This window comes from Flammeovirga sp. EKP202, assembly GCF_014534745.1.
GTDB lineage: Bacteria > Bacteroidota > Bacteroidia > Cytophagales > Flammeovirgaceae > Flammeovirga.
On record NZ_JACVVP010000069.1, the window covers coordinates 1 to 18,791 of the forward strand.

An 18,791-nucleotide genomic window follows, 5' to 3' on the forward strand; every position below is an offset into this window, starting at 1 on the left:
ACTTGTACTCCGTACGGGATTCGAACCCGTGCTACCAGGATGAAAACCTGGCGTCCTAACCCCTAGACGAACGGAGCGGGGTATTGATTTTGAGTCTCAATTAGACTTGTACTCCGTACGGGATTCGAACCCGTGCTACCAGGATGAAAACCTGGCGTCCTAACCCCTAGACGAACGGAGCAACTGTTTTTTGCGAGTGCAAAGGTATTAGAAAACCCTATTCACTCCAAACCCTTTTCAAAAAAAAAGAAGAAATATTACAATCATTAAGAAAAAAAGATGATTTAGGGCTATTTTTCGGGGTCTAAACACTCAAAAATATAATTTTGACATGTACGAACTTCTTGAAAACAGTTACGAAAAATATAATCAACCTAATTTTATTCCAGATGATCCTATCTGTATCCCCCATTCTTTTTCAAAAAAAGAAGATATAGAAATCATGGGGTTCTGGGCAGCAGTGCTAGCTTGGGGACAGAGGAAGACCATTATAAATAAGTGCAAAGAATTGGTAATCTTGATGGACAATGCTCCTCACGACTTTATTATCAATCATACAGAAAGTGATCTAAAACCCTTTCTGAGTTTCAAGCACCGTACCTTCAATGATGTGGACACGTTGTATTTTCTTTCGTTCTTCCAAAAGCATTATCAAAAATACAATTCACTGGAAGATGCTTTTCTGATCGGTTATTCTGAGAAAGATGAAAACGTAGGAAATTCTCTCATCGCCTTTCATGATTATTTCTTTGAAGACGAAGATGCTCCTCAGCGTACTAGAAAACATATTGCAACTCCCGCAAGAAAATCGGCTTGCAAAAGAATCAATATGTTTTTGAGATGGATGGTGAGGAAAGATAACCAAGGTGTAGATTTTGGAATTTGGAATACCATACAGCCAAGCCAATTGATCTGTCCGTTGGATGTACACGTGGAAAGAGTGAGTAGAAAACTTAAGTTATTGACACGAAAACAATCGGATTGGAATGCAGCGGTGGAGTTAACTGAAAATTTAAAAAAGATTGACCAAAATGACCCTGTAAAATATGATTTCGCATTATTCGGGTTAGGCTTAGAAAAGTTTGCTTCTTCCTAAACAACACAAACAGCATTCCTGAAAAAGACCTCCTTTTGAAGAAGAAAAAACAAGCTTAAGGTTTTATTTTTCTTCTCATTATGTTGACAATAATCACTTGCCGAATCTATAAAAAAGGGTACATTTGAATTATAATTGTAAAATTAACACCTAAAGATATTCATCATGAAAAAAATAACATTATACCTATCATTATTATTAGCCATAACCTTGTTTTCATTCATCAATTATAATCCATTAGAAGAAAGTATCAAGAGAGGTCAAGGTGTTTATATGGTGAATTGCATGCATTGTCATTTAGAGCAAGGAGAAGGAATAGAACCTCAAGTTCCACCATTATCAGGTGTAGAGTATTTAGTAAAAAATAAACATCAAGCAATTCGTCAGGTCTTACATGGTTTAGAAAAACCTATCACTATTAATGGGGTAACTTATACAGGTGCAATGCCTGAACAAGGTGTATTATCAGACCAAGAAACTGCAGATGTATTGAATTATATTAGAAACTCTTGGGGAAACAAAGCGCCTATTATTACAGCCGATGATGTCGCTACGGAACGTTAATACATTAAAAATATCAGCTAAAGTCAACAGGATAACTTATTTTCTTATGGAAAACATTTAATAATCCCCGTAAAAAGTATATTTTTGCGCCATCAGCCCATTCCCATATAAAGTTAAATCACAACAGGGTATGGGCTTTTCCATTTTCATTACAACCTATTGAATCTCATGCAAGAGCGATATGCACAGCGCGGTGTTTCCGCCTCAAAAGAGGACATTCACAATGCCATCAAGCAATTAGATAAAGGCTTATTTCCAAAAGCATTCTGTAAAATCGTTCCTGATATTCTAACAGGCGATTCCGATTATTGTGCAATCATGCACGCAGATGGTGCTGGTACAAAATCATCTTTAGCTTATTTATACTGGAAAGAAACAGGTGATATGTCTGTTTGGAAAGGTATTGCTCAAGATGCTATTATCATGAACACGGATGATCTGCTTTGCGTTGGTGCAACTGGCAGTACTCTGTTATCTTCTACAATTGGTAGAAACAAAAACCTTATTCCGGGTGAAGTAATCTCTGAGTTGATCAACGGAACTGAAGAAGTATTACAAATGCTTCGTGACAATGGTTTTGACATTCACAGTACTGGTGGTGAAACAGCAGACGTTGGAGATCTTGTAAGAACTGTTATTGTAGATAGTACTGTAACAACAAGAATGAGACGTGATGAAGTAATCGACAACAGCGACATCCAAGGTGGTGATGTGATTGTAGGTTTAGCTTCTTACGGACAAGCAACTTATGAATCTGAATACAACGGCGGTATGGGAAGTAACGGTCTTACTTCTGCTCGTCACGATGTATTTGCAAAATATTTAGCAGATAAATACCCTGAAAGCTTCGACCCTCAAGTTCCTAACGACTTGATCTACTCAGGTACACAAAAGCTTACAGATGCCATTGCAGACTTAACTTTGGATGCTGGTAAATTGGTATTGTCTCCTACAAGAACTTACGCTCCAATTATCAAAAAGGTATTGGACGAGTTAAGACCTGAAATTCACGGTATGGTTCACTGTAGCGGTGGTGCACAAACGAAAGTATTGCACTTCGTGGACAATGTACATGTTGTAAAAGACAACTTATTCCCTATCCCACCACTTTTCGAAATGATTCATAAGAACAGTGGTACAGATTGGAGCGAAATGTACAAAGTTTTCAACATGGGTCACCGTATGGAAATCTATGTTGCTCCTGAACATGCTCAGACAATCATTGACATCTCGAAGTCATTCAATGTAGATGCTCAAATCGTTGGTCGTGTAGAAACAAAAGAAGGAAGTAAGTCATTAGATATTCACTCTCCTTATGGAACATATTCTTACTAAAGAGGTAAGAGGTAAGATACTTTTTGGATAACATTACTTCAGATCTACTTCTGTTTTTTTATTCTTACTTATAGATTCTGAAATAATAGATGGTAGAAATTACAAACTATCTCTTACCTTATTACTCTTAACTGTTCTTTTTTCCTTAGAAAAAAAGGATTGATTAAAATTAAACATTTAATCAATCCTTTTTTTATTGGTGCAACGTCGATTAAAAAACGGACGTCTTTTGCTTTTTCTTTTTAAATCCCCAAGGGCAATGTTTGCACTGGTTCTTACAACAGTATCCTCTTTTCAAATGATACTCTTTAGTGAAAACGTACAAGCCATTTTCGATATAATAATCTTTCCCTTCTTCAAGAGGAGTATTGCTCATAGCTATAAATTTATTTTTAATGCGGCTTACAAAACTGAAGAGCACGGACTTTCAAAATACGTAACATATTTGAGAATACAATAAAAATGAGGTCAACTTTTTGTAAAATCTCATTCTAGAAAAATCCAACACCACCTACCCTATCTTAAATGAAAAGGGCACTTACCTTCAAAAAGTGCATTTCTCCTTTTTTTTACTTAAATTATAGATAAGTGCTTGGCACTCTTGTTACTTATCAATTTTTATCATCGACGTGCAAGCTCTAGACGGGAGACTGTGCGTTTTTTTATTTTCTAGCTTATATGTTTATTGAGATCAGCACCCATGCCTATAATGCGATGTCCAAAAGATGTCGGCATTGGCGAAAAAAAGATTATCTAAACATCGTGTACCAGGCGTATAAATCAGAGAGCTATGGTTCACACTGCCGAAGGGATAAAAGAAAGTACAAATCGTACATTTTTATCTTTGAGGACACCCGTCTTATCACCGTCTATCGGTCTAGAAAAAAGTCAAAAAACTACGTAAACAGAGCCTCATGAAGCATTTTATCAAACCCCGCGTTACTGCAACAGCCCAAGGAGACAGTTACGAATTCAATGTTTCCATTCGTGCTAATTCAGAATTTGAATTAGGTGTATGTGCACAACTAGTACAACGCATGAAAGACATCTTGATCAAAGATGAGATTCAACGCAAAGGTCTAAAGGATCTTTACCAATTTGCTACTGAGGAAGATGAAAGAAATTTCTATGAAATCGTAGAGATGAACATCTGGGATGATCTCCTTGCACAAGGAGAAGTTGTCCGTGACCTTGGACGTAAAGGGTATAAAGATATGGACGGCACAATTAACTCTATTCTTAAACCCGAGTAATGTTATTGAAAAAAATCATTGAATTTCTCAGTAACACAAATTTAACACTGACATTTGTTCCACCCTTTAAATAACAACAGGAGATCTTACATTAGTAGGATCTCCTGTTTCGTATTCTTTTCGATATGTTAGGTCAAAAGGGTTGGCTTCTAATACCCAGAAGGTAAACAGAAGCGGATGTGTTGTGCTTCTACGCTACTGATCGAAGTGACAGATTGAAGTTCTTCCGATCTTCTCGCCAAAGCTTCTTCTTCACGTAAATAATCTACAACTGGAGAAACAAATTTCTCCATCACCGCAGTAACCAATTCTTGGTACTTTGGATTTGTTGCATATCCACCTTTCGCAATTGATTCGATTTGCATGTTTGGATCTAAAGTCTCAAACAAACCATTTTTGCGGTAAGTGTGGAAACTAGTTAGCACTTTGCAATAATCTTCCACCGCTTGTTCCAATGACGTATAGATTCTATAACGTCGGTAACGCTGCTCCCCGTTATCGTAAACTAATTTACTTCTAGTAGGGTTTGTGGATGCAATGTTGAAAATTCTGAAGTCTTTTCTCAGTTCCCAACCTTGCTCGGCTATCGCTTGGGATATAGCCACCTTTGTATTGATACCGTATTTTCTACAGATTGGATCGAAGGCTTTATATAAGGTTCTTATATATTCTTCTCTCTTCATAGTATCTGTATCCTTTACACTTGTAATAGAATTATTTGAAGATGCTACCGCAAAATCGCTTGTTCCTATACTTAATACAAACGCAGTTAAAATAAGTAAAAACTTTCTCATTAAAAGTTTATTTCGTAAGAGAATCAAGTGTCCGTCTGACGCTTGTGCTGATTATCAGCGAGTTATTTTAATATTTTTGGTTTATTAAAATATTGGATGCAAATATAACACACATCAGTAATATAACAATAGTTTTTTAACACTTATTTGAAACCTATATTTTATACAATACAAGTCTTTTATTGTACTTTTCTAAGGTTACATAATTTAATGTATATAAAATTGCATTTTACATAGTACGATAAGCAGTTTTATAAGTTTCATTTCAAGGTTGGGAAGCAAAAAAAATCGAGTTTTATTCTTAAATTTGTGTAACAAACAAAGGGATTGTGTTCATTTTTTAGTTAACTCATTGATAAGCAGTGTAAAGTATACTCTTAATATGAGTTGATCATGTAACCATGATTTTTTATTTTTATTTTGAATACAAATTGAAAATCACAATATTATAACCTATTGAATAGACATTCTCCCTTAAGCAGTTGACCAAGATTCATTTCACTATATCACTGCTTTACATTATAATTAGGAAACTTATCTAACTTACTCGGTTAATTTTCCACTTTATCTGTTATTACATTAAATTTATTGTTCGCAAAAACAGTCAATGAGAAATAATACAAACGGTTTCAAAGAAGAGCTTGTTCAACAAAAAAGTTGGGTAAGAGTGGGAGTCATAGGACTACTAGTCTGTGGGGTACTTGGTGTATATGCGGCTTTTTCTGGTGCAGATGGCTCAAAACATCAGAGAATGCGAATCAATGAGTTAGAAAAGAAAAATGCTCAAATTGAAGCCGAAAGCGGTGCATACCTCTCTAAAATTAAACATCAGAATGATCGTATTCTTGACCTTAAAGACGATATGCTAAGGCTAGAGAAACGACTGAATGAAAGAGAAGCAGAGTTGAATACCAATGATCAAAAATTGGATATGAAACAAGGTTCTATCCGATCACTTGAAACACGCATTTCTGAATTAAAAGACGACAAATTCCGTTTACAAAGAAATATCGACGAAAATAACCGAGTGATCCAAGATATGAGCCAACGTGCAAAAGAACATAATGAGCTTCTAAAAAGTACTCAACAACAGTTGGCTGAAACACAAGAGGCATTGGGAAAAGCACAAGCAAAGCATGTACAATCTTTAAAAGAACAAAAGCTTGCTGAACAATCAGAAATCGCCGCTCAAGAAGCCTTAAGAAAGCAAAAAGAACTTACGAATAGTCTTATGCAAGAATTAGCTACGACGAGAGGGGAACTTAATTCTGCTGTTTTAAGTGCAAACGATAAAGACCTTAAACTACAGTTAGCACAACAGAAAGAATTACAACAGCAACAAATTCAACTTAAAGAAAAAGAGTTAGAAACACAGGCTAATACTGATATTTACAAGATTATGGCTGCTACAAGTATTATATTAGTGATTGCCTTGATCATCTTTGTTGTTTTTGCATTGCAAAGAAATGGTACTGACTTAATGGTTTTTCAAAAGTCACAGAATAAAGATTAAACTTTTTTCAACTTAAATAATTCCACTATTTTTCAATTAATAGCAGACAGCGGATCCACTAAAACAGACTGGACTTTACTGAATCTTTCAGAAAATGAAGTAGTCTCCTCCTTTAAATCGGCAGGGTACAACCCTCTTTTTTGGAGTAAAGAAGAGCTGATCAAAGCTTTTCAACAGGATCTTTATGCCTTTCCACAGGTTGTTGATATCAATGACATCAAAAAGGTTTTTTTCTATGGTGCCGGATGTAGCTCGGAAGAGCGAAAAGCCAAAGTAGAACAAGCTTTATCTGCTGTTTTACCTGAGACTGAAATCACAATAGATACCGATCTGTTGGGTGCCGCCAGAGGTTTACTTGGTAAAGACTCCGGAGTAGCTGCTATATTGGGTACAGGTGCCAACTCTTGCCTTTACAAAGAAGAGCAAATCATTGATAAGCCGGTTTCTTTAGGATATATGTTAAGTGATTTTGGAAGTGGAGCCACTCTTGGTTTATCCTTCTTGCAAAAATTACTGACCACTCAGCTATCTATGGAAACGATCAGTCATTTTATAGACACTTTCAATCTGACAACTGAGGATATCTTAGAATCACTTTATAAAAAGAAAAATCCTAATACTTTCTGTGCTTCTTTTGCACCTTTTATTATAGAGCATCATCAATATGATGAACATTTAAAACAAATGATTTTAGATCAGTTTCATCAGTTTATTCAATATTATATCCTTCCGTTTTTAAGTTCTTCAAATTCTCAAGTAAAAATCACAGGATCAATTGCCCATCACTTCTCACCTTTACTTCTAAAAGCCTTTGAAGAATGCCAATTAGAGACTCCTGAAATAATTCAGTCTCCAACTGACGGCTTAATACAATACCACTTAGAAAATGTGTAAAGGAAGGAACCCCTTTTAACACACTCTTATTTGAAATCACAAACAAGAGGAAATTACATCCAATAGACTGTTTTCATCTTCGATTTTCCCCTGAAGCCCTACTTTTAGATATTTCAAACATCTACTTTTCTTATTTCGAATCGCTTGTTCAGAAGAATATTTTTCCTTTTTGAGCTGTAAAATCTGAGCATAAGTCTTTTCATCGAAATAATACATTTTCAGTATGAGTTGGCAATCCTTACATAAACGGGATAATACATCTTCAAAAAGTGCCTTTGTATAAGGCTCTTCTCTACCTTCAAAAGGAGTTTCTTGTAACAGAGTGTCATCATTTGAAGGAACAAGATTCGCTTTTTCATCGACGGTATAAGTTGCAGCTTTATTCCTTTTAGCAAGGGTCTTCAACCACATATTCTTTGATACTGTAATTAAATAGGTGGATATATGTGATCTACCAGAAAACTGTCCTTCATTTATACTCCATATCACCTTTGCAAGAGCATCTTGAAAAATGTCTTCAGCATCTTCTAAGGTTCCATCAAGTTGTACGACAAGTTTTTGAACATTCTCGAAATATTTATCATAGAGATACTTAACTGTTTGCTCATAATTATTCTTTGATCTGATGTTAGCAATGATTTGTTCAGATGTAAATTTCTTTTTAAGAAAAAAAGTCTTTTCCATTATTTAATTGTTGAATAGTTAGTACACGAGTATTCTCATTTCGCAAACTGAAAGTACAATAAATAGCAATCTTCCTTGAGGACTGAGCTTTCCTCAAAACATAGAATATTGTATAGATTTTAAGTGCGATGAGAAACTGATTTTAGCTAATTGCAATGTATTTTTTTCCCAGCTTTTAAATCAAAAATGAAAAGATTGGTATAAGACTATTATTGAAGTCTGACCGTTAACATTATTCCTTTGGATGATTTTTGAAAGGATATAGAAATAGAAAATGTTAAAAAATAAAAATATTTAGATGAGAAAGTCATTTTTTGAAGTTTGGCTGATTACAAAAATTATTGAATTGGATCTAATAAGTACCAATTAACGAAATCTCAATTATTTAAACAATTCTATGAAAAAAAATTCTTCTGACTTTAAAAACCAATTCATTTAAAGCCAATTCACCAAACTTAAACAAAATATCCCACTAATAAGTAACTATAAATGTGGAGTGTATAAATAATATCTCATCAAAACTCCTGTATAAGTTCTCGGAATCATAAGATCAAATATTTGTTGAGTCATAGCATAATCTTTAGGCAACTAAAGAGTAAAACTTGATGCTTGATATTTTATTCCTTGTACTTATAAACCCTTAGTGTATACCAATAAATAAATGTTGCAACTATTTATATAGGCGGAATCCGAAAAGCCTTTTCAAAAGAGTAGGAGAACCTTTTTAATTATTTTTTATTATGAAAAAGCAGACAATGAAGTTCGTAGCTATTCTAGCAGTATCAATTTTTTCATTCGGAAGTATCATTGCTACCCCTTCAACTAATCTAACTGAAGAAGCGACAACTGAAACAGTAGTTGTTGAAGAAGACGAAGCTATCAGATGTAAAGTATATTCTGGTGGACAGTTAGTTGCCGAATGTTGGTTATGTAGCTGTTCTAAATTATTAGAAGCATTATAATAAAATCACACTTGCAGTACTTTACACCAAAGTCTGCAAGTGTATAACTATAAACTCTATCACTCATCTACCATGAAAATCCAATTCACTTTTTACTTCACATTATTATTAATAGGTTTTACTTCTGGCTTTGCATTTTGTCAAAATGACATCAAAATCACCTATACATACGGGCATAATAACTTTCCTGAACTAAAATCAATAGGTACACTTGAAGCAAGTTCTTCTACGTCAAAATATTACTATGAGTATAACCAAGGAAAAGTTGTTACTGCTGATGGTGTTCACTTGTACTTACCAAATTTTTCTTTCAATTGGTATACTGATACAAAAGGAAAAAGTGTGGGCGTCAAAGATGAAAAGAAAGGACGTATTGTTCATGAAACTACAGAATCTATCAGTTGGACAATCACAGATGAAACGCAAGAAATATTGGGTTATACTGTTCAAAAAGCCTACGCACCTGCATTAGACGGTGGTTTCATGATTCCTCCATTAGACGGTGTTGAAAACCACAAAAAAGTAATCGCATGGTTTTGCCCTGATCTTCCTTATACATTTGGTCCACATAAGTATAATGGATTACCTGGTGCGATTTTGAAAATCGAATTTGAGAATCGTCATGACTTTTGCGAAGCTACAAAAATAGAAATGGGGCAGAACTATGCTGATTTAAGTCTACCTACACCTACTTCTGAAGATCTAAAAGTTTCTTCACAAGACTTTAATATTAGGAAATACTCTAACAGTTGGTGGAAAAAAAACATGAAATAATATGAGGAAATTTCTCTTCTTGATCCCTATTCTCTTCTTTTCATTTCCTCTCTTTTCTCAAACCAATATCAAAGGGAACATCACTAATATTGAAAATGATGAGGTGGTTCCCTTTGCCGTTGTATCCATCTGTCAATATCAACAAAACAAAATCATTTCCTATGGGGTAAGTGATTCGTTAGGACGATTTGAACTTAAAGTTCCTAAGAAGGTGAAAGTTTTTGATATAAAAGTTAGCAATGTAGCCTTTCAGAAATTGAACAGAACCGTTGCCATTGATAATAAGAAAAATGATCTTTTTTTGACACTTCAACTTACTCCTAAAACAACTACTTTGGACGAAATAAGCATCGTTGAATACTCCCCAATCATAATAAAAGAGGATACAACGATCTATGATATTTCACACTTTCAAGAAACTTCAGATCAGACATTAGAAGAGGTTTTAAGTAGAATTGCAGGGGTCAAAATTGATGCAGACGGGAGCATCGAGGTCAATGGAAAACAAGTTCAAAAAGTATTGATCAACAACGAGGAAGTTACCGATGTAGGAGCGGCAATCATTACAAAATCCATAGATCCTTCCATTGTCGAAAATGTAGAAGTCCGATTTGACGAAAAAGACAATAAAATCAAGGATTCAATTCTAGATGACAATCAGCTTGTTGTTTTGGATATTAAATTAAAAGAAGACTTTGACACCTCGCTTTTTGGGAAACTTAGAGGAACAATTGGTACAAGTGAAGAACATACTCAAATTGGAGGATATACCAATCTTTTTTCATTAAAGAAGAAAGCTAAGTTTCATTTCTTTGGGGAATATGACGGATTTGGACATCAAAGTATTTCTTTAAGTCAGATTAAAAACATTGGAAAAGAAACCCTCAATAAAATCTTCAGTACACCTGCCAATTTCGAGGCACTTTCAGAGAAAGAAACATTTAATGAGGATATTTATGGATTCAATTCTTTTTTCCAATCCAATCAACAGGCCACATTTGGTCTTTCTTCAAAAATTCAACTAAGTAAAAGATCAACTTTATTTATCGGTACATATAACCAAGCTCCAAAAGTTAAAAATGCTCAGTATTCTCAACAGACATTTTTGACGAACAATGAAGAACAGTTATTTGAAAACAATGTGACCAATGATAATTTTTCGACGAAGAATAAAATCGAATACAGGTATGACGCTGACAGTATTAAAGTGAAAACGAATGCCAACTTTGTATTCAACAACCTTGAAAGTCAACATTCGGATATCACTCCTGAAAATAATTATCTCACAGATTTCAATAATTCTGACATTCAATTTTATCAAAATGCTATCGTTGAGGTATTGACAAAACCGGGTATAGGTATTCAATGGAAAGGGAATTATGCATTCGTGAAGGAAAACAATGACATCACACTCAAGCATGATGATGAAAGATATGGAATTTATCTTCAAGACGAGGATAATAATACCTTATATGATTTCACCCAAAATCGTCTTAATAGAAATCAGAATTTTATTCAACAGCTTTCTTTCAATTACAAGAGCCGTTTTGGAAATTTCACAGCAGGATATTTATTTCTTCACAATGCTTCTGAGATCAAAAAAGAAGGCAAGAATAAAGACAATGAGTTGATCAATACTTCATTATTTACAGCAAACTCATCTGAACTAAAATACCTTCAACACACTCCATATATAGAATATTATTTCAGACAAAACTGGTTTAATATTGATTTAAAGGCGGGATATAATTCTATCACCTACACAGATCAGAATTTTGTAAATCAACAAAAAAATCTGTTTGAGTTGAAAGGGCGGTTGGATATTGATGTTTTTAAACTTTTCAACACCTCGGTTTCCTATAAGCAATTTCCTTCTTCCTATATCCTTTCGAATGTCGCAAAAGGCTTAAACTTGAAAAACTTCAATACGGTTTACGCCCCACCAATTCATGAATATTCTCCTCAGCTGGATCAAGTTATTGATATCAACATTTATAAAAACTTTGCACAATATCAATTTAATGTTTCGATGGGAACACTGATCGGAAAATCCTTTAATGGAAATATTAATGACTTATCGTTCTATCCTTTTATTACCCAAGTAGGCGGTCAGCTTCCTACCTCCTATCAAATAGGGTATTTAACCCTGGAAAAACGTTTTTCTGATGTCCCTTTATTTTTTGTTTTAGAACCCGCTTTTCTATTTAATGAAACCACTAACAGTACAATAGAAAGTGAATTTAAAAATGAGAGTAAGAGGTATATCGTGAAATTTGAAAATTCTTCTGCATTTAAGAAAATTCCATACAACTATGACCTTATGTGTAGGTACAGTCAGTTTCATTTTCAGACCGAAAGTAGTAATGCTAGTGACACTCAAGAAATGCTTCAATTAAGATTAAAAAATAACTTTTACTTGTTTAATAGATCAGTCGCATTTTCCCCTTTTGTGGATTACATCCTTTTTTATAATAGTTCTGATGCTAGTAATCTAAATTTGGGCGGTGAGGTTAGGTATTCAAAACAAAACTTCTCTATTTTTCTTGAAGCTTATAACCTGACAAACTCTACTGAATTTATCATGCAGCAATTAGATCCTTCCGTATATGTTGTTTCGCAGCAAAGTGTCTTTGGTCGATATCTAAAGGTGGGGTTAGAGGTCAAACTTAAATAGAGGTTGGATTGATATTCTATAAAACAAATCAATTATCTTCATGTCTCAATTGATTTTACAAACAGACATGAAGCATTTTTTTCAACTTCAACTTTTTTTAATTACTCTTTTATGTACTTGTTCTAATCTAATAGCTCAAAGTAATAGAGAATTCCGTGGCGTTTGGATCGCCACCGTCAACAACATTGATTTCCCTGCCCCTAACCTTACGACTACTGAAGAACAAAGAGAGGACTACGTTCGATATTTAGATAAGATACAAGAGCTTGGTTTCAATACAGTAATCGTACAAGTAAGACCCGTTTCTGATACATTTTACCCATCGTCATATGAGCCTTGGAGTAAATACCTGACAGGAAAACAAGGTAAGGCTCCTACTCCATATTTCAATCCACTTCAATTTATGATTGATGAGGCTCACAAAAGAAATTTGGATTTTCATGGGTGGTTCAATCCTTATAGAGTGACTATGAATGCAGATACAACGGCATTGGCACCTGGGCATCCTTTTTTCCATCATAGAGAATGGTTCGTAAAATACGGTAATAAATATTATTTCGATCCTGGGCATCCCGAAGGACGAAAGTTTGTATTAGATGCGATCATGGAAGTGGCAAGGCATTACAATCTTGATGGTGTTCACTTCGATGACTATTTCTATCCTTACAAAATACAAGGACAGGAATTCCCGGATGAGGAATCTTATCAAAAATATGGAGGACAATTTAGCGAAAAAGACGAGTGGCGTAGAGATAATGTCGATTATTTTGTGCAAAGTTTATCTATGCAATTAAAAGCTGAAAGACCTGATGTGCAGTTTGGCATTAGCCCTTTTGGGGTTTGGAGAAATAAAAATGTAGATCCAAAAGGGTCAAACACTAGAGCCGGTATCACTAATTATGATGATTTGCACGCTGATATTGTCAAATGGATGAAGAGAGGATGGATTGACTATGTAATTCCTCAGGTCTATTGGCATAGAGAATTAGGAGCTGCTCCTTATGAGGAGGTAGTAATGTGGTGGAATAACAACTGTTACAATACAAATCTCTATATCGGTCAAGCTCTTTATAAGTTGGGTACAAAATGGGAAGATCCTAAAGAAATTTCTGAACAGATGCACATCAATAAAAAATATGATAAAGTGAAAGGTAATGCCTTTTTCAGTGCCAAGTATTTATTTGAAAACCCACTAAATGTAACCAACTCCATCAAGGTCAATTATAAAAACTATGTTTTACCTCCTTCCGTCACTACCAAAGAATTGGAAGCTCCATCAAAAGTTAGAATTACTAATAGTGGAGGACAAGTGGATAAAGGTGCCACATTGAAATGGGAAGACACAGAGAGAGGAACTGGTACTACAAAATATGTGATCTACCGTTATGATGAAGGTGGTTTTGGTCACCTAGATGGTAAATACATCCATGATATCATCAATAAAGCACCTTATAAAGAACAAGTTTACGTAGATCGAGACCTTCAGAAAGGTAAAAAATATACTTACATTGTTACTGCATTGGATGCGAACTATAATGAAAGTGGCAGAAGCAATGCTATTATGCTTAAAGCGGGAAACTTTTTCTCTAAAAAAGTAAAAGTACTACACTAAATATTAACTACTCTACAGATGCAGAAGGAAAGAAATCCATGGCAGTGGCTGCCTACTCTTTATTTTGTTGAAGGTCTTCCTTACACAATTGTAATGACCGTGGCGGTCATCATGTATAAGAATTTAGATATCAGTAATGCTGAAATTGCTCTTTATACTTCATGGCTTTATTTACCATGGGTTATCAAGCCTATATGGAGTCCTGTAGTAGATGTAGTACGTACTAAAAAGTGGTGGATATACATGATGCAATTGGTGATTGGTGGCGCTTTTGCCGCAGTAGCATTCACCCTGCCTATGGATAACTTTTTTCAATATTCCCTTGCAGCATTATGGATCGTAGCACTGACTTCTGCTACCAACGATATTGCTACAGATGGTTTTTATATGATTGGGCTTCGTGATGATCAACAAGCCTTTTTTGTAGGGATTAGAAGTACTTTTTACAGATTAGCCATGTGGGTTGGTCAAGGTGGTATTGTCTACCTTACTGGATATTTCTTCAAAACTTATCAAGATTATACCACAATTTGGAGTACTACTTTCTTGATACTTGGTGCTTCAATGGCTGGATTTAGTGTATTACATAAATTTATTTTACCGAATACTGAAACATTAAGATCTGAAAAAGAACAAGAGAGAGGTTTAAAGGAAGTGGCTATCATTATTAGTCAGATCTGTATTATTGGTCTTGGAGGATTTTTGATTAATAAATTCCTGAAAATGGAAACCACATGGACTTACCTTGCATTAGGTGTTTTAGTCATCATTTATACCTATTTTGATTTAAAGAAGAAGTCAAAAATGAATCCACAGATCCTTAACTCGCCTATCCTAACTTTTTTCAATAAAAAAGGAATTAAACTCTCTATCGGTTTTATTTTACTCTATCGTCTTGGGGAGGCTCAACTTGTAAAAATCGCAACTCCGTTCTTATTGGATAATCGAGAAGTAGGTGGTATTGGATTGACCAATGAAGACTTTGGTATTCTATACGGAACCATCGGTCTTGCTTGTTTAGTAGTCGGTGGTGTCTTAGGTGGAATTGCTATTTATAGAAAAGGCCTGAAATTTTGGGTATTACCAATGCTTCTTTCTATCAATTTACCTAACCTTGGCTATTGGTTATTAGCCTCTTTCACTCCTGAAGGCCTTGTCTTTCCAGGAATTGTAATTGCCATAGAGCAATTCTTTTATGGCTTTGGTTTTACTGCCTTGATGATGTATATGCTTTATATTTCTCAAGGTGAAAATAAAACGGCCCATTATGCAGTATGTACAGGTCTAATGGCATTTGGTATGATGGTTCCAGGTATGCCTTCCGGTTATATTCAAGAATTTTTGGGATACAGTAATTTCTTTCTTTGGGTGGTTATTTCGGGGATACCTGCTATTGTACTTTGCTTAAAATTGAAAATTGACCCAACATTTGGATTAAGTCAGAAGTAATACAATTACATCACTTTCTCTAGACATTAAACCAGAAAAAGTTCAAAATAAAAAAGAGGCTGTTTACTCCAAATAAACAGCCTCTTACGCTATAGAACAGAATTCAACTTATGCTGAACTACTGTAATTTGCCACTCCAAATTTCTAATACAATTTCCTCTACAGTATTTCCTAAAATTTCAATATACTTAGGAAGGAAAGAGCCTTGGTCCGTAGCAGTGGTCCAAGGGTTCATCATTGTCGAAATCATAAAAGGAATTGGTGTTTCTTCATCACCCTGTAATCCCAATCTCAATCTAAGTGAATCAATAAATTCTTTAGAATAATTGTCTAGCGAGAAATTAGAAGATGTAACGACTAATTTAGTCTCCTCCAAATCCTTTTGGCCTGGACTAAAACTTAATCTTCTATAGATCTCATTATTCAACAACTGACACTTAGCAGAGTCGGTATTAACACTTCCGTCAGCATTTTTGAAATTAAACATATAAGTATTGATTGTTTGATCTTGCCCAAGCTCTCTGAATAACTTCATCGCTTCTTGATCTTGAATCAATTCCTCATTACTTACATTAATTATTCTTTCTTGAATGTATTCCATCTGTTGAATGCCTTCCTGAACACTGCCTCCTTTATTGATCACTGGTAAATCAATTAAAGGCACACAAATATAAGGCTTCGATCTATCCAAATTCATACAAACAAGATTGGCGTAAAACTTCTTAGAAGAGAAGAAACACTCACCCAATATTTTACCATAACCTGTTTCGTCTGTTCGAATTACTTTATGACTAAGGTACGTCGCTGCTGCTGCTGCACCTGGTTTAGAACCTTCAATACCATAAACACCTACAGTAGGATCAAATCCACCATGGAATACCACTGGGGCTGTGAACGTCACCACGTTTCTCATTGATGAATTTCTGTAACATAATCCACCTGCTGGATAAGGAATGTACCCTGCCTTATGTGGATCAACTGTGATAGAATCAGCATGCTTAAAAGCCTTGTATTGTTCGATCACATAATCACTCATTGGTAAATCTGGCACCAATTGTTCATCGATATCTTCCGGTTGGTTTTTATCTCTCCACAACGTACCATCTTTACGGATCATTGCAGCGAAATATCCTCCCCATGCAGCATCAACATGAACACAGAATTCCATTCCTTTCTTTCTGAATTTTTCACGCAAGGCTAAGATCTCTTGTAATGGATCTACTGCACTTTCTTCCGTACTACCAATTACGGCAATTACCGTTAGTACAGGCTGCTTCTTTTCTAAACACTCTTGCAATTGCTTTTCAAGATCTTTCACATCCATTCTGCAACGAAGGTCTACTTTTACGGCCCTATTATTTGCAGAACCCAAACCTAATAAAGTAGCCGCTTTAGGCCATGAATAGTGTCTTGTATCAGGTGAAAAAGCAAGTGGTGTATGATAAATATCTCTAAGGTATTTCTGGTAATATTCAAGTAATCCAAGACTTTGAACAGAATACTTATTGATAAGATCGCCAGAGACTTTCGTATCTATACCATAATCATCTTCCATATCTTGAGGCAATTGTAACACCTCATCAATTGGAAGGTTCAAGAGCGTCCAATTATCCAAAGACAATAATTCTTCACTGTCTCCATTTAATAAGGTTACTCTGATCTTTTTTGCAGGAGCTAAAACCTCTTCGTTTTGAATCGCCAATGCTACTGCTAAAGCATAGAACTTTACATTTCTAGCCATCCATAAGCCTTCAGTATTCGCAACACTTCCATCACAAGTAATGTGTCCCCAACTAACAATTTTATTAGTATTTACATCATTTTTTGAGGTCTTATTGGTATTGATCGGCTGGGTATTATAACCTAGCATTTCACATAGGTCATTTCCCACTTCTAACTCAAGGAGAGTTGTTACGGGGGATGCTTCTGCTGCTACGTTATTTTGATTGTATAACATCGCCGAGAAGTAGCCCAACATACCAGGTAAAGAAGTATCCCAAAGCATGTGACCAATACTTCTCATACTCCAAAATGGTCCTGAAAGCTGTAATTGGCTCAACAGTTTTTGATATTCTTTCTGAAGAAAATCAACGGTGTTTTTGTATTCTTCAGAATCTTTTAACTGTTCTGTGATATATGCGGGGTCATCAGGATAGTAACTTAAACGTGCTTCCTGATGAGCGTCAATTCCTTTTTGTATTAATTCTGAGAATAGAGAAATGTTTTCACCTTTTGTTCCCAAAAACCAAGCTGCAGAAGAATTTGTACCACTAGATTTTAAGTGAAGCTTTAACTCTTCTGGCATTTTTTCAAACTTCTCTCCTAACTGTATTACTCTTTCTGATAGTTCTGTTGTTGACTTCATAGTATAAGTTTTAAGAGAATGATTAATCGTTATCTGGAGGCATATTGATCAAGGTTGTATCAAAATGAATTGTTCTTTTCACCTTGATAGTATGCAACCCTTCTTTACCTCTTATAATGACATTATGATCACCGTCTGAAATTGGCGATTTTTCCGGTAAAGACTGACCAGGGTATGAGTATAAAGCTGGGAAAGAGATTAATACACCTTGCTCCAGTTCTTCTTGTGTTAAACACTCAGGAACTTCAGCCAATTCCACCTCATGTTGGAAATCAGGACCAATAGTTACAAAATGGCAAAGGTAAGCTTCTTTTCCTTTACCAAATAAATAATACGTTAGGTTAGGTGTGTAGGTCCCTGTATCTGACATATCGAAATGTCTGAAAGCAATCACTTTTTTGATGGTTAAAGTGCTTTTTGCTAATAAAACGGCATGTTCTTCCGGTATAATCGGAACACCTCTGTACATTTCAAATGGGAAGGAATGAATCACATAAGGGTAATTATCAAAGGCTGGATTACCTCCCTTACCAATGTCCGGTAAAATCATTGGGAAAATCTCTTGGATGTTGGCCAATGTATGTGTTCTATTAGGATATTCCTTTAGATCATTTACATACAACTGCCTATCGTTTTCAGGCATTTCTATTTCCAATATGACTTGATATTGGTGGTTTGGCATTGCAAACATCATGAAATGACTTAAAAACAATGTATCCTCTCCAAGGATAACAAAGCCGTGTTGGTCTGGGGTATCTACAGGATACCCTTTTACTAAATCACTTGATTGAGTAGCATTAGTTAGCTCTAAGTGTTCCATTA

General features: G+C 35.1%; 16 protein-coding genes and 2 tRNA genes. 11 read left to right on the plus strand and 7 right to left on the minus strand.

The annotated features are described in order from the left end of the window. Positions 1-5 precede the first annotated feature (5 nt). Both IC221_RS26295 and IC221_RS26300 read right to left on the minus strand, forming a co-directional pair. A tRNA-Glu gene (locus tag IC221_RS26295) sits at positions 6-77 on the minus strand. A 32-nt stretch (positions 78-109) separates the two neighbouring features. Continuing rightward, positions 110-181, minus strand: a tRNA-Glu gene (locus tag IC221_RS26300). A 150-nt stretch (positions 182-331) separates the two neighbouring features. Between IC221_RS26300 and IC221_RS26305 the strand changes: the two genes are divergently transcribed. The 3 genes from IC221_RS26305 to IC221_RS26315 all read left to right on the plus strand — a co-directional run bounded on the left by IC221_RS26305 (position 332) and on the right by IC221_RS26315 (position 2,995). Then, complete coding sequence (locus IC221_RS26305) at positions 332-1,096, plus strand: TIGR02757 family protein (RefSeq protein WP_188171798.1); 765 nt, start codon at positions 332-334, stop codon at positions 1,094-1,096. A 165-nt stretch (positions 1,097-1,261) separates the two neighbouring features. After that, positions 1,262-1,660, plus strand: a complete 399-nt coding sequence (locus tag IC221_RS26310) for a cytochrome c (protein ID WP_188171799.1) — start codon at positions 1,262-1,264, stop codon at positions 1,658-1,660. A 168-nt stretch (positions 1,661-1,828) separates the two neighbouring features. Further along, on the plus strand, positions 1,829-2,995 hold the full coding sequence (locus tag IC221_RS26315) for an AIR synthase related protein (protein ID WP_188171800.1): 1,167 nt from the start codon (positions 1,829-1,831) through the stop codon (positions 2,993-2,995). 211 nt (positions 2,996-3,206) lie between these two features. On the opposite strand, the gene IC221_RS26320 is transcribed toward IC221_RS26315, so the two are convergent. Further along, positions 3,207-3,371, minus strand: a complete 165-nt coding sequence (locus IC221_RS26320) for a DUF5522 domain-containing protein (protein WP_172665932.1) — start codon at positions 3,369-3,371, stop codon at positions 3,207-3,209. A gap of 661 nt (positions 3,372-4,032) precedes the next feature. Here IC221_RS26320 and IC221_RS26325 point away from each other — a divergent pair. After that, the gene (locus IC221_RS26325) at positions 4,033-4,248 is read left to right on the plus strand and encodes a hypothetical protein (protein ID WP_188171801.1); all 216 of its coding nucleotides are present in this window, start codon (positions 4,033-4,035) and stop codon (positions 4,246-4,248) included. Positions 4,249-4,397: 149 nt separating this feature from the next. On the opposite strand, the gene IC221_RS26330 is transcribed toward IC221_RS26325, so the two are convergent. Further along, positions 4,398-5,042 (minus strand): glucosaminidase domain-containing protein, encoded by a 645-nt coding sequence (locus tag IC221_RS26330; protein ID WP_188171802.1) that lies wholly within the window; start codon positions 5,040-5,042, stop codon positions 4,398-4,400. A gap of 607 nt (positions 5,043-5,649) precedes the next feature. Here IC221_RS26330 and IC221_RS26335 point away from each other — a divergent pair. Continuing rightward, entirely contained in the window at positions 5,650-6,555 is a 906-nt protein-coding gene (locus tag IC221_RS26335) for a hypothetical protein (RefSeq protein ID WP_188171803.1), read from the plus strand. A 39-nt stretch (positions 6,556-6,594) separates the two neighbouring features. After that, positions 6,595-7,449 (plus strand): BadF/BadG/BcrA/BcrD ATPase family protein, encoded by an 855-nt coding sequence (locus IC221_RS29665; protein WP_367397790.1) that lies wholly within the window; start codon positions 6,595-6,597, stop codon positions 7,447-7,449. A 36-nt stretch (positions 7,450-7,485) separates the two neighbouring features. Here the strand turns inward: IC221_RS29665 and IC221_RS26345 are convergent, their stop codons facing one another. Continuing rightward, positions 7,486-8,133, minus strand: coding sequence for an RNA polymerase sigma factor (locus IC221_RS26345; RefSeq protein ID WP_188171804.1), 648 nt, complete (start codon positions 8,131-8,133; stop codon positions 7,486-7,488). Between the two features lie 740 nt (positions 8,134-8,873). On the opposite strand from IC221_RS26345, the gene IC221_RS26350 reads away from it, so the two are divergent. The 5 genes from IC221_RS26350 to IC221_RS26370 all read left to right on the plus strand — a co-directional run bounded on the left by IC221_RS26350 (position 8,874) and on the right by IC221_RS26370 (position 15,604). Next, positions 8,874-9,095, plus strand: a complete 222-nt coding sequence (locus IC221_RS26350; protein ID WP_188171805.1) for a hypothetical protein — start codon at positions 8,874-8,876, stop codon at positions 9,093-9,095. A 72-nt stretch (positions 9,096-9,167) separates the two neighbouring features. Continuing rightward, on the plus strand, positions 9,168-9,869 hold the full coding sequence (locus IC221_RS26355) for a GLPGLI family protein (protein ID WP_188171806.1): 702 nt from the start codon (positions 9,168-9,170) through the stop codon (positions 9,867-9,869). Between the two features lies 1 nt (position 9,870). Next, on the plus strand, positions 9,871-12,543 hold the full coding sequence (locus tag IC221_RS26360) for a hypothetical protein (RefSeq protein WP_188171807.1): 2,673 nt from the start codon (positions 9,871-9,873) through the stop codon (positions 12,541-12,543). Between the two features lie 67 nt (positions 12,544-12,610). Further along, a complete protein-coding gene (locus IC221_RS26365; protein WP_188171808.1) occupies positions 12,611-14,155 on the plus strand; it encodes a glycoside hydrolase family 10 protein in 1,545 nt (514 codons plus the stop codon). A gap of 18 nt (positions 14,156-14,173) precedes the next feature. Then, a complete protein-coding gene (locus tag IC221_RS26370; RefSeq protein ID WP_188171809.1) occupies positions 14,174-15,604 on the plus strand; it encodes an MFS transporter in 1,431 nt (476 codons plus the stop codon). Between the two features lie 118 nt (positions 15,605-15,722). On the opposite strand, the gene IC221_RS26375 is transcribed toward IC221_RS26370, so the two are convergent. Both IC221_RS26375 and IC221_RS26380 read right to left on the minus strand, forming a co-directional pair. After that, complete coding sequence (locus IC221_RS26375) at positions 15,723-17,969, minus strand: pyridoxal-dependent decarboxylase (protein ID WP_188171810.1); 2,247 nt, start codon at positions 17,967-17,969, stop codon at positions 15,723-15,725. A 22-nt stretch (positions 17,970-17,991) separates the two neighbouring features. After that, positions 17,992-18,789 carry a hypothetical protein gene (locus IC221_RS26380; RefSeq protein ID WP_044210758.1) on the minus strand — a complete coding sequence of 266 codons (798 nt, stop codon included), beginning with the start codon at positions 18,787-18,789 and terminating at the stop codon, positions 17,992-17,994. Positions 18,790-18,791 lie beyond the last annotated feature (2 nt).